Source organism: Bradyrhizobium sp. USDA 3311 (assembly GCF_054062495.1).
On the sequence record NZ_JBSSFI010000001.1, the window covers coordinates 2,780,810 to 2,792,833 of the forward strand.

The window sequence follows — 12,024 nt, forward strand, 5'->3', positions numbered from 1 at the left end:
GAGGTTCACGACCGGAACTGTTGCGCGGCCGCGCGCGACGACGCGAGAAGAAGCGATTAACCATGAGCATGAGGCTTTCATCGAAAATAAACGCTGATCGCCAAATTGGGCTCTCGCTCGCGACGTGGTGAATCAAAACGGCGTTTCCGTTTACCAAACGAAACGCCTTTTGCTCTTTATTGACCACGTCGCGGACGCCGATCAGCCATCAGCTCTGCACGACGCATGTGATCTAGACGAAACAGTACAGAGTACGTCGATGTTCAAGAAAATGTCTGTCGCGCTGCTCGGCAGCGCTTGCACCCTCGTTGCCGGCGCAACCAGCGCCAGCGCCTTCGACAATACCGTTCCGAACGATCCGCCCGCGGTGCTTTATCAGCCGCAAGTGCCGCCGGCGCCGGTGCGCGTCGCCTCCAACGCGAACATGGGCGGCGGCTTCATCGAGTTCCTGTTCGGCGATGGGCCCGGCCGCGGTCCGGCCTACGCGCCGCCGGTGTATCAGCAGCAGCCGGGCTACAACGATCCGCGCCGCCTGCCGCCGATGGGCGAGCCGCAGATGCAGGGCGGATATCAGCAAGGCGCAGGTCTCCAGCAGGAGGCGGTCGATCCGCGCCAGCGTCAATTCGATCCGAAGTTCGAGAAACAACTCGTTGACTATAGCGGCAAGGAAAGTGCCGGCACGATCGTGGTCGATACGCCGAACAAGTTCCTCTATCTCGTCGAGGGCAACGGCCGGGCGATGCGCTACGGCATCGGTGTCGGCCGTCCCGGCTTCACCTGGTCCGGCGTCAAGGCGATCACGGCCAAGCGCGAATGGCCGGACTGGACCCCGCCGGCGGAAATGATCGCGCGCCGCCCCGACCTGCCCAGGCACATGGAAGGCGGTCCGGAAAACCCGCTCGGCGCGCGCGCGATGTATCTCGGCTCCACGCTCTACCGCATCCACGGCTCCAACGAGCCCTGGACCATCGGCACCAACGTCTCGTCCGGCTGCATCCGCATGCGCAACGAGGACGTCATCGACCTCTACGGTCGCGTCAATGTCGGCACCAGGGTCGTGGTGATGTGAGGTCCGAGCCCCGAAATGAAAACGGCCGCCCCATCGGCGGCCGTTTTTGTTTGCGCGCTATCGAGCGGCCTTACGCATAATCGCTGCCGCCATCGTCGCCGCCGAAATCGCTGTCGTCGGCCAGGTCTACGTTGTCGTCATTGTCGTTCTGATCGTTGTAATTCTGGTCGTCGTTCGAAGCCTGGTCGACAAAGCCTTGGCGGGAATCGCCGCCACGGTCGCGGTTCGATCCGATGTCGTCGAGGCCGGCATCGCGCGCGAGCGAGCCGCCGGACTGGTCGCTGCCGCCCCAGGGACTTCCACCAGCGCTGCGGTCGCCCAGGGCGTTGGTGTCGCCGAAGGCCTGCTGGTGCGATCCGCCCATCATGCCGCGGATGCTGGAGAGCAGCAGCGAGCCGCCGACGACGCCGGCCGCGGCCGCCGCGGCCGTACCGAGGAACGAGCCGCCGCCACCGCCGACCGGCGGGGCGCCATAGCCCTGACCGGGGCCCTGTCCTGGGCCTTGGCCGTAAGCCTGCCCGTAAGGCGGCTGGCCGTAACCCGGTTGCGCCTGTTGCATCGCCTGGCCGCTGTTCCACACCGGCCGTGCGTCACGCGGCGGCACGTTCGGAACCGAGCCGCGCGAGGGGCCGCCACCGAACAGCGTGTCGCGCATGGTATCCAGGAAGCCGCCGGACTGGGCCGGCTCGGGCGCCTGCGCCGCTTCCAGTTCCTGGATGCGGTTATGGGCGCGCTTGAGCGCTTCGTCCTGCAACAGGGTGGTCTGCACCAGCGCGTAGACGGCGCCGGGGGCCTTGCGCAGGCCGTCGGAGATCGCGGCGATCGCGTCGGGATCGCGCGGTGCATTTTCCAGTTTCGAAAGCCGGTCAAAAAGCTCGTCGACGAGCTGGCGTTCCTGCGGCGTCATGATCAATCTCCCTCGCGCAAACCAAGCGCGCAGGAGATGTAGGGTTCCATTGTGGCCCCAACAGTGCCGGCTGGATTAAATTTCGGTATGCGACAAGCTGCCTCGTCGGCCGGCTTTCGCCGCCATTCACCCCAGTGTCGTGTTGGTCTGCTCCAGCAGCCGTACGAATTCATCGCCCCCAAGATAGGCATGCTCGCGTTCGCGCACGTCGGTCATCGGATCAAGCGCGGCAAGGACGTCGTCCACGAAGCCGGGATGGCACATCACGAGGCCGCCATCGGGGAGGCCTTCCAGGAACTGCCGCATCAGCGCGCCGAAATCGGCCGCGCGCGTGAAGTCATAGGCGCCGGCGAAGCCGGGATTGAAACCGAGGCCGGCGCCGCCGGCGCGGCGGCGGAATTGTGCGCTGAGGATGTCGAGCACCATGGCTTTCGGCGAGGCCAGCCGCTGCTTCAGCGGCAGGTCGCGGCCGCCCTGACGCACCCAGGCGTTCGGCGCGGTTTCGCTGACCGCGTCGATAAAGCCGTCGCGCACCTGCGGATAGAGCTGCACATGCTGATGGCCGTCGACGAAGTCTGGCGCGCGGCCGAAAGCCTCCGTGAAGGCCACGAGCTGCGCCTTCACCTCATTGCGAAAGAATTCGCGGTCGAGCCGCCGCAAGACACCCGCGCGCAAGAGCTTCGGAAACGGCATGAACATGTCGCCGTCGAGCGGGCGGAAATGCATGGTGAGCGGCCGGAACGGCGCGGACAGCGTCACGTGCAATCCGATCGCGCAGCGCGGGCTCGTCTTCGCCGCGGCCTCAAGCGCCTCGATCTCGCCGCGAGCGATCGCGGGGCCGACCATCATCACCGAGGTGGCGTTGAGGCGGCCGCGCTCGATCAGGTCTCGGATGGCGCGATTGACGCCCGGGCTGATGCCGTAATCGTCGGCGCAGAGCCAGATCCGCCGCGGCGCCGCCGCCGCGCTCATTCGGCCGCCGTCCTCTTCGCGGCGTCGTCGGCCTTGTCGGCCTCGAAATGCTTCTCGCTGTGCTCGGCGACGAAGTAGATCGGGCGCGCCTTCAGCTCGGAGAGGATCTTGCCGATATATTCGCCGACGATGCCGATCATGATGAGCTGCACGCCGCCGATGGTCATCAGGCCGACCACGAGCGAGGGATAGCCGGGGACCTGCTTGCCGGTGGTGAAGACCTCCCAGAGAATGGAGAGGCCGAACAGGAAGGCGATGCCGGCGAGCACGACGCCGAGCAGGCTGGCGAAACGCAGTGGTGCCACCGAGAACGAGGTCAGGCCTTCGATCGACAGGCCGAGCAGGCGCGCGGCGTTGAAGGTGGTGACGCCATGGGCGCGCGGCGACGGTTCGTAGTCGACGCGGATCTGGCGGAAGCCGATCCAGCTTGCCAGGCCCTTGAAGAAGCGGTTGCGCTCCGGCAGTTGCCGAAGCGCCGTGACCGCGCGCGGCGAAAGCAGGCGGAAATCGCCGGCGTCTTCCGGAATCTTCTGGCGGGCGCCCCAGTTGATCAGGGCGTAGAAGCCATGCACGGCGAGCCGACGCAGGAAGGTTTCGTTGTCGCGATGCGCCTTGGCGGTATAGACGACGTCGTAGCCGTCATCGATCCAGTGTCCCACGAGCTGCTCGACGAGCGCCGGCGGATGTTGGCCGTCGCCGTCCATGAACATCACGGCGCCGAGGCGGGCATGGTCGAGGCCGGCCATCAGCGCCGCCTCCTTGCCGAAATTGCGCGACAGCGAGACCACCTGGACGTCGATCGCGTCGGCCGGCAGGCTGCGCGCGATCGACAGCGTCGCGTCCGCGCTGCCGTCGTCGACATAGACCACCTCGCAAGCGAGGCGATGGCGCTGCCGCAGGGTCTTTGCGAGATCGCAGATGCGCTGGTGCAGGGCGGCAAGGCCCGCCGCCTCGTTGTAGACGGGGACGACAATCGACAGTCCCTTCGCGGCGGCGTTGGCCGCGGTGGTCGTCAGGCCGGAAACATCAGAGCCCAGCGTCATCGATCAAGGTTCCAGAGGCGTTCAAGGTCATCTCAACAGCATATGGTAGCTGCCGTTTGCTGTCGCTACGCTGAACGGACCTGAGGCTCACCGCCGCAGGAACGCCTCGAGCTTGGCGAACAGCGGGTTCTCCCGGTCGAACACGTAGTCGAGCGAAACCACCGAGACGGTCTCGGCGCCATGCTCGCGCAGGAAGCTCGCGAGCGCATAGAGCTGCCCCGGCGGGCAGTGCAGCGTCAGCATGCCCGACGAGGTCGGCCCGCCGAACGGGGCCTCCACGCCGAACCGGCTGTGGGCCTCGCCGAGCAGGGCGGCGTCGCACTGCCGGAATCGGGTCCGGACCTCGCGGTATTTGTTGGCCCGCGCCCGCGCCGCGATGTGGTCGAGGATGACGCGCGCGGTCTCCCGCGCCTGCGGCGACCAGTCGGCATCCCTGGAGGCGACCAGATTGGCCTGGCTGCGCAGGATCATGCCGTCGTCGAGCACCCGCAAGCCGTTGGCGGCGAGGGTCGCGCCGGTCGTCGTGATGTCGACGATCAGCTCGGCGCTGCCGGCTGCCGGCGCGCCTTCGGTCGCGCCTGCGCTTTCGACGATGCGGTAATCGGTGATGCCGTGGTTCTGGAAGAACGCGCGGGTGAGATTGACGAACTTGGTCGCGACCCGCATCCGCATGTGATGCTGCTCGCGGAAGCCGGTGGTGACGTCGTCGAGGTCGGCCATGGTGCGGACGTCGATCCAGGCCTGCGGCACCGCGACGACGACGTCGGCATAGCCGAAGCCGAGGCCTTCGATCAGGGACACGCGCTTGTCGGCGTCCGCGATGTTCTCGCGCACCAGGTCCTCGCCGGTGACGCCGAGATGGGCGAAGCCGCGCGACAGCTGCGCGGCGATCTCACTCGCCGACAGATAGGCGACCTCGACATTGTCGAGGCCCGCGATGGTGCCGCGATAGTCGCGTGCGCCGCCGGCCTTCGACAGCTTGAGGCCCGCGCGGGCGAAAAAGGCTTCGGTGTTTTCCTGGAGGCGGCCCTTGGAGGGAACGGCCAGAACGAATGGCGCGCTCATGACTTAGGCTCCCACCTTGCGGCCGATCCGGGTCAGCGCGTCCACCCAGACCGAGAAACCGACAGCGGCGATCGGCTCGGCTGAACCGAGCTGGGTCATCAGCCCGTCATAGCGTCCGCCGGCGACCAGCGGTTCGGCGCCATTGCCGCGGTGATGCAGCTCGAATTCGAAGCCGGTGTAATAGTCGAGCCCGCGTCCGAACGCGGTCGAAAAGCGCGTCTGCTTCACGTCGATGCCGCGCGCAGCCATGAAGCCGACCCGGCTCTCGAACTGATCGATCGCAGCCGTGAGGTCGAGCCTCGCGTCGGTGGTGAGCGCACGCAGTTCGGCGACGGCGTCGTCGGGATTGCCTGCGATCGACAGGAAGCGCTTGAGCACGGTGATCGCCTCGCGGGGCAGCGCGCCGCCCTTCAGCGTCGATTGCTCGAGGAAGCGGTCGGCGATCTCGGCGGTGGTGCGGCCGCCGACATTGGTGGTCCCGGCGATCGACATCAAATCGGTGACGAAGGCGAGCGCCGCCTTGCGGTCGGAGCCGGCCAGCGCCGCCAGCACGCCCTCATATTCGCTGCGGGTGGCGGTCGTCGCGGCCGCCAGCCGTTCCAGATCCTGCTCCAGGCTGATCTTGCGGTTGAAGTCCTTGACCAGGCGGCGCCGCCAGACCGGATAGAGGTTGAGCGCGTCGAGCAGCGCGTTGAACAGCGCCACATCGCCGGTGCGGATCTCGACGTCGCGGACGCCGAAGGCGCCCGTCGCCTCCAGCGCCAGCGCCAGCATCTCGGCATCGGCCGCGGCGCGGTCCTGGCGGCCGAACGATTCGATGCCGGCCTGAAGAAACTCGCTGGCCTGGCCGCTGCGGTAGCGGAACACCGGACCGAGATAGCTGAACCCGGCCGGCTGGCCGGCGCGGCTGGAGGCGAGGTAATCGCGCGCCACCGGTATGGTCAGGTCCGGGCGCAGGCAGAGCTCCTCGCCGGTGAGGTCCGTGGTCAGATACAGGCTTTTGCGGATGTCCTCGCCGGAAAGGTCCAGGAACGGCTCGGCCGGTTGCAGGATCGCCGGCTCGGCCCTGACATAGCCGGCCTGCGCGAACGACAAGAGCAGCGTATCCGCCCAGGCGGCGGAGCCGGCAGCATTTGAGGTGGCGGTCGCGGTCATCTCAGGGGTCCATCGTCCCGGTGGAACCGGGCAGTGCAAGGGGAGGCAAGTGGAGGCAAGCCAGTTGGCGCAGCCCTTAGCATGGCCGGAAAGCGGTTTCGACCTCCAAAGGATCAATCGCTTAACGGCCGGCCAATGCGCAGCATCAGGGAGTCTTGCCGCCCCAATCGCCCAGCACCGTCTGCACCAGCGCCAGCGCAGCCACCGCGGCGGTGTCGGCCCGCATGATCCGGGGACCCAGGGCGAGCCGCAGGATCTTCGGCTGTCGCAGCAGCAGCGCCCGCTCTTCCTCGGCAAAGCCGCCTTCGGGGCCGATCAGCACGTCGATACCTTGTCCCGCCTCGCGCGCGGCTTGCAGGCTCTGAACGGGGTTTTCGACCTCCGCGGCCTCGTCGCAGAAGATGAGCAGGCGACCGGTGGCGCGCTGGCTGAGGAAGCGCTCCAGCGGCACCGGCTCGGCCACGGTCGCGATGCTCAGGATGCCGCATTGCTCGGCGGCCTCGACCACGTTGGCACGCATCCGCTCGGTGTTGACCCGGGAGGCCTGGGTGAACCGGGTCAGGACCGGTTGCAGGCCGGCGGCGCCCATCTCAATGGCCTTCTGGACCATGTAATCGAGCCGGGCGTGCTTGAGCGGGGCGAAGACGTAAGTGAGGTCGGCCAGCCGGTCCTGCGGCCGGGTCTGCTGGAGGATGACGAGGCCATCCGGCCGTTTGCGGCCTTCGATCGCGGCCTGCCATTCGCCGTCGCGGCCGTTGAAGGCCAGGACCTCGGCCCCCGCGGCAAGCCGCAGCACATTGCCGAGATAATTGCTCTGGTCGCGGTCGAGCGGGACCCTGGCATCCTGGGCCAGGGGGGCATCGACGAACAGGCGGGGGGCGCGGAAATCGTGGGAAGGCATCATTCAGGTCCGATTTGCCGCCGTTATTAACCGAAAGCCGCCATTTCGGGGGTAAATATTGCCAAACTGGTGCGTCGGCGCGCCGCGCTCTTGCCCTATTCGACGGGTTGTTAAGGGCCGGCGGGAATCGTAAAAACGCGAACACGCTGGTTGCGCTTCAATTGGGAAGACGCCGAACCCCGTAAGCTCCTGCCGGAGAGACTGCCTTGATGATCCGTCATTTGATGGTTCCGATCACCGCCGCCATGATCACCATGGGGGCCGCTGGCGCCTATGCGCAAAGCGCCTTCCCGGCGCCGCTGCCGAACCAGGCCGCGAGCAGCTCGGCGTTTCCGCCCGTGAACGGCTCGGCGCCGACAGCCTCCGTCGGCACGGCGCCGCAATCCTCGTTTCCGGTGAACGGCGCCGCGCCGGTCGGCGGCGCCGGCGCTTTCAGCGCGGCCCCGCCGACGCAAGCCCCGGGTGAGGACTGCATGAAGGCCTTCATTCCCCTGCGCGAGGAGGCCGAGAAGCGCGGCAAGGCGATTAAGGCCGCGAGCGACCGCCACGCGCCGCCGGACGAGGCGTGCAAGCTGATCCGCAATTTCGGCCAGGCTGAAATGAAGATGATCAAGTACGTCGAGACCAACGCTGCAAAATGCGGAATCCCGCCGCAGGTCGGCGCGCAGATGAAGGACGGCCACAAGAACACCGAGGCCATGACCACGAAGGTCTGCAACGTCGCGCAGCAGATGCAGAACCAGCCGCGCGGTCCGGCCGGCCCGTCGCTGAGCGAGGTGCTGGGTTCGGGCTCGGCCCCTGAAGCCAATGCCGGCAAGAAGGGCGGCAGCACCTTCGACACGCTCAACGGCAACGTCCTCACGCGATGAGCGACACATCCGCCCGCGTTGCCGACTCCACCGGCAACTGGGTCGATACGCTCGCGCCGCCATGGGCGCGGCCCTATTTGCGATTGTCCCGCTTCGATCGTCCGATCGGCTCCTGGCTTCTCCTGATGCCATGCTGGTGGTCGGCGGCGCTCGCCGCCGGCATCGCGCACGATTCCGGCCGCCTGCCGCTCACCATCGTCCTGTTCTTCATCGGCGCCTTCGTCATGCGCGGGGCAGGCTGCACCTGGAACGACATCACCGACCGCGATCTCGACGACAAGGTCGAGCGCACCCGCTCGCGGCCGCTGCCGTCGGGGCAGGTGACCACGAAGCAGGCGCTGGCCTTCATGGTCGCGCAGGCCCTGATCGGTCTCGTGGTGCTCCTGCAATTCAATCGCTTCGCGGTCCTGACCGGCATCGTCTCGCTTCTGATCGTCGCGATCTACCCCTTCATGAAGCGCATCACCTGGTGGCCGCAGATCGTGCTCGGCCTCGCCTTCTCCTGGGGCGCCTTGATGGGTTTTGCCGTCACCTTCGGCCGCATCGACGTCACCGCGCTCGTGCTGTATGGCGGATCGATCGCCTGGGTGATCGGCTATGACACGATCTATGCGCATCAGGATGCCGAGGACGACGCGCTGATCGGCATCAAGTCCACCGCGCGCCTGTTCGGCGCGCACACGCACCAGGCGCTGATCCTGTTCTATGGGCTTGCGGTGGTGCTGATCGGCGTCGCGCTGGCGTCAGGCGATGTGCGCTGGCCCGCCTGGCTCGGGCTTGCCGCTTTCGCCGCGCATCTGGCCTCGCAGATCGTGCGCTTGAGGATCGACGATCCCGCGCTTTGCCTGCGCCTGTTCAAGTCGAACCGGGATGCGGGCCTGCTGTTGTTTGCGGGATTGTTCGCGGACGCAGTGATGCGCGCGGCGTGACGCAAATGCGTAGGGTGGGCAAAGGCGCTGTTGCGCCGTGCCCGCCATCTTGCCGAGATTGAGATGGAAATAGGCGGGCACGCTTTCGCTTTGCCCACCCTACGGCACCTTTAGTTCCTCGCGATGATCTCGCGCTCGCCGTGATGAACCGACAGCTCGCGCGCCATGGCGGTGCGCCGGCGCATCAGGAATTTCGGACGGCGGGCGCGGATCGCGTTGGCGCGGCGGCGGCGCGGTGCGGGCTTGCGCGCGCCTTCGTCGAGCTGCGGAAGCGCGAAGATCTCGCTCCAGACCGCCCAGGCCTCGGTGAGCTCGTCGCCGTCGGCGCCGACCAGCAGCGGAACGGAGAGCGAGGGATCGCGATGGACGAGGACGAGGGCCTGCGCCGCGTCGTTGCCGCGCAGCGCGACGCCGGAGAAGTCGCTGACGCGCACGTTGATCGCCATCCGCATGCCGCGGACGGCACGGCGCAGCACGACACGCTCGCGATGAAGCTCGATCTGCCTTGTGTATCCGTCGGCGCGCGGATCATGCGCATCGAAGCGGACCGGAAGGGAAAGAGGGTCGAGCCGCAGAGAGCGGCTCGACCCGGCGGGAGCGATCCCGCTTGTTGCTGTTTGACGCCTCACGGCTTTAGTTCTCCCCGCCAGGATTATGTTCCCGGTCGATGCGAGGACCTTAGCGCGGCGGCTTCCGAAACCGCTTAAAAAGGCTGGTTAACCCAGCGTCACCGCGGCTCATGATTGACAAGACCTTGGCGCGCATGATTGACGAGACGTTGCGCCGAAGTCGCGAATCTGAGCTTTTAGCGGACTGAAAATGCTTGAAGTCCGCGCTATCAGGGCACATCTGTGGGTTCCGGTCCCGAACCCCGCCCCAACAGGATTTCGTTTGTGAACCCTTCACCAAGCTCGACGCTTTCGCCCAAAGCCAATCGCGACCTGTTCGATCAGTCCGCGCTGTCCGATCTCGCGCAGCGGCTGGTCGAGGCGGCCAGGCGCGCCGGCGCGGATGCGGCCGATGCGGTCGCAGTGCGCGGCGTCTCGCAAGGCGTCGAGGTGCGCGACGGCCGTGTCGAGGAATCCGAGCGGTCCGAGGGCGACGATGTCGGCCTGCGCGTGCTGGTCGGCCAGCGCCAGGCGGTGGTCTCGACCAACGACGTCAGCGGCGATGCCGTGACCAAGCTCGCCGAACGCGCGGTCGCAATGGCGAAGGTCGCACCCGACGACAAATATGTCGGCCTCGCCGATCCCGCGCTGCTCGCGCGCGATTTCCCCGATCTCGATCTGCTCGATCCGAATATTCCGGCAACCTCGGAGCTCGAGCGCCGCGCGCTCGAAGCCGAGGCCGCGGCGCTCGCGGTGAAGGGCGTGACCAAGTCCGGCGGCGCCTCGGCCTCCGCCGGCATGGGCGGCATGGTGCTCGTCACCTCAACCGGCTTCCACGGCTCCTACCTGCGCTCCAGCCAGGGCATCTCGGCGACCGCGATATCAGGCGAAGGCACCGGCATGGAGCGCGACTACGACTTCACCTCGGCGCCGCATGGCGCCGACCTGCTGTCGCCGGAGATCGTCGGCCGCTCCGCCGGCGAGCGCACCGTGGCGCGCTCCAATCCGCGCAAGGTCGAGACCTGCAAGGTGCCGGTCGTGTTCGATCCGCGCGTTGCGGGCTCGCTGGTCGGCCATGTCGTCGGCGCCATCAACGGAGCCTCGATCGCGCGCAAGACCAGCTTCCTGAAGGACAAGCTCGGCCAGCAGCTGTTCGCCAAGAACATCCGCATCATCGACGATCCCCTGCGCAAGCGCGGCCTGCGCTCGCAGACCTTCGATGCCGAGGGCGTCGCGGTGAAGAAGATCGCGCTGATCGACGAGGGCGTGTTGACGACCTGGCTGCTCGACTGCGCCACCGCGCGGGAGCTGGGCCTTGCCACCACCGGCCACGCCCATCGCGGCGTCTCGTCCTCGCCCTCGCCCGGGCCGTACAATCTGCATCTCGAAGCCGGCACGCCGACGCCGGCCGAGCTGATCGCCGACATCAAGCAGGGTTTCTACGTCACCGACCTGATCGGCTCGGGCGTCAACGGCGTCACCGGCGATTACAGCCGCGGCGCCTCCGGCTTCTGGATCGAGAACGGCGAGATCACCTATCCCGTCAGCGAGGTGACGATCGCTGGCCACCTGTTCGAGATCTTCAAGTCGATGCAGCCCGCCAACAATCTCGAATTCCGCTACGGCATCAATGCGCCGACGGTGCGTATCGAGGGTTTGACGCTTGGCGGACGCTGACGCGAACTCGCTCGACGCGACGATCCTGACGCGCGACGCGGCGCTGCTGAAAGACACGGTACGGGAAGCGGGCGCGCTCGCGCAGTCGATGTTCCGCACCGAGCTGAAGACATGGACCAAGGGCGCGTCCTCGCCGGTGTCGGAAGCCGACATCGCCGTCAACGACCTGCTCGAAGCGCGCCTGCGCAGTGCCACGCCCGACTATGGCTGGCTGTCGGAGGAGAGCGCCGACGATTCCACGCGGCTGTCGCGGCGGCTGGTCTGGGTGGTCGATCCGATCGACGGCACGCGCAACTATCTCGGCGGCCACGACGAATGGTGCGTCAGCGTGGCGCTGGTCGAGGGCGCCGCGCCGCTGTTGGCCGCGGTGTTCGCGCCGGCCAGCGGCGAGTTCTTCTTCGCGGCCCGCGGCCAGGGTACGCTGCTCAACGACAAGCCGGTGCGGGCGACGCCCGGGTCCACGCTGGATTTCTCCCGCATGGCCGGCCCCAAGCCGATGGTCGAGCGTCTCAATACCGCCGGCGGCGACATCAAGCTGCACCCGCGAATCGGCTCGCTCGCGCTCCGGCTCTGCCGGGTCGCCCATGGCGCGCTGGATGCGGCTTTTGCGGGCGGCAACAGCCATGATTGGGATCTTGCGGCGGCCGATTTGATCGTGCAGGAAGCGGATGGTAGGATGAGCGACCTCTCCGGAGATCCCATCCTCTATAACCGCCGGGAAGTGGCGCACGGGGTGCTGGTGGCAGCGGGTCGCGATCGTCATGCGAGCATTGTCGCGCATTTTCGAAATCGTCCCTTGCCCTGAGCGCTTTCGCTGTGCTTGTCGAAC

At 67.1% G+C, this 12,024-nt stretch carries 12 protein-coding genes; 5 read left to right on the forward strand and 7 right to left on the reverse strand.

Features of this window, described 5'->3' with window-relative positions; genetic code table 11:
• The first annotated feature begins 259 nt into the window (after positions 1-259).
• Entirely contained in the window at positions 260-1,069 is an 810-nt protein-coding gene (locus tag ACVWW6_RS13100) for a L,D-transpeptidase family protein (protein WP_038967312.1), read from the forward strand.
• 70 nt (positions 1,070-1,139) lie between these two features.
• Here ACVWW6_RS13100 and ACVWW6_RS13105 read toward each other — a convergent pair whose 3' ends face one another.
• The 6 genes from ACVWW6_RS13105 to ACVWW6_RS13130 form a co-directional block, all read right to left on the reverse strand.
• Complete coding sequence (locus ACVWW6_RS13105) at positions 1,140-1,976, reverse strand: DUF2076 domain-containing protein (RefSeq protein WP_060910416.1); 837 nt, start codon at positions 1,974-1,976, stop codon at positions 1,140-1,142.
• Positions 1,977-2,102: 126 nt separating this feature from the next.
• Positions 2,103-2,948 carry a ChbG/HpnK family deacetylase gene (locus ACVWW6_RS13110; RefSeq protein ID WP_456680829.1) on the reverse strand — a complete coding sequence of 282 codons (846 nt, stop codon included), beginning with the start codon at positions 2,946-2,948 and terminating at the stop codon, positions 2,103-2,105.
• Complete coding sequence (locus tag ACVWW6_RS13115) at positions 2,945-3,991, reverse strand: glycosyltransferase family 2 protein (protein ID WP_011090258.1); 1,047 nt, start codon at positions 3,989-3,991, stop codon at positions 2,945-2,947. The genes ACVWW6_RS13110 and ACVWW6_RS13115 overlap by 4 nt, the downstream gene beginning before the upstream one ends.
• A gap of 87 nt (positions 3,992-4,078) precedes the next feature.
• Positions 4,079-5,056, reverse strand: a complete 978-nt coding sequence (hisG, locus tag ACVWW6_RS13120; protein ID WP_060910417.1) for an ATP phosphoribosyltransferase — start codon at positions 5,054-5,056, stop codon at positions 4,079-4,081.
• 3 nt (positions 5,057-5,059) lie between these two features.
• Positions 5,060-6,211, reverse strand: coding sequence for an ATP phosphoribosyltransferase regulatory subunit (locus ACVWW6_RS13125; RefSeq protein WP_011090256.1), 1,152 nt, complete (start codon positions 6,209-6,211; stop codon positions 5,060-5,062).
• Between the two features lie 145 nt (positions 6,212-6,356).
• Positions 6,357-7,112, reverse strand: coding sequence for a 16S rRNA (uracil(1498)-N(3))-methyltransferase (locus ACVWW6_RS13130; protein ID WP_028174618.1), 756 nt, complete (start codon positions 7,110-7,112; stop codon positions 6,357-6,359).
• A 209-nt stretch (positions 7,113-7,321) separates the two neighbouring features.
• Here ACVWW6_RS13130 and ACVWW6_RS13135 point away from each other — a divergent pair, with 209 nt between their 5' ends.
• Together ACVWW6_RS13135 and ubiA are read left to right on the forward strand one after the other, a co-directional pair.
• Entirely contained in the window at positions 7,322-7,981 is a 660-nt protein-coding gene (locus ACVWW6_RS13135; RefSeq protein ID WP_161536742.1) for a hypothetical protein, read from the forward strand.
• A complete protein-coding gene (gene ubiA / locus ACVWW6_RS13140) occupies positions 7,978-8,910 on the forward strand; it encodes a 4-hydroxybenzoate octaprenyltransferase (RefSeq protein WP_456680830.1) in 933 nt (310 codons plus the stop codon). Before ACVWW6_RS13135 ends, ubiA begins: the two co-directional genes overlap by 4 nt.
• A 110-nt stretch (positions 8,911-9,020) precedes the next feature.
• Here ubiA and ACVWW6_RS13145 read toward each other — a convergent pair whose 3' ends face one another.
• The gene (locus ACVWW6_RS13145; protein WP_011090252.1) at positions 9,021-9,539 is read right to left on the reverse strand and encodes a DUF6101 family protein; all 519 of its coding nucleotides are present in this window, start codon (positions 9,537-9,539) and stop codon (positions 9,021-9,023) included.
• A gap of 264 nt (positions 9,540-9,803) precedes the next feature.
• Between ACVWW6_RS13145 and ACVWW6_RS13150 the strand changes: the two genes are divergently transcribed.
• Both ACVWW6_RS13150 and ACVWW6_RS13155 read left to right on the forward strand, forming a co-directional pair.
• Positions 9,804-11,195 (forward strand): TldD/PmbA family protein, encoded by a 1,392-nt coding sequence (locus ACVWW6_RS13150; RefSeq protein WP_456680831.1) that lies wholly within the window; start codon positions 9,804-9,806, stop codon positions 11,193-11,195.
• Entirely contained in the window at positions 11,182-12,000 is an 819-nt protein-coding gene (locus ACVWW6_RS13155; protein WP_456680832.1) for a 3'(2'),5'-bisphosphate nucleotidase CysQ, read from the forward strand. The genes ACVWW6_RS13150 and ACVWW6_RS13155 overlap by 14 nt, the downstream gene beginning before the upstream one ends.
• The last annotated feature ends 24 nt before the right edge of the window (positions 12,001-12,024 follow it).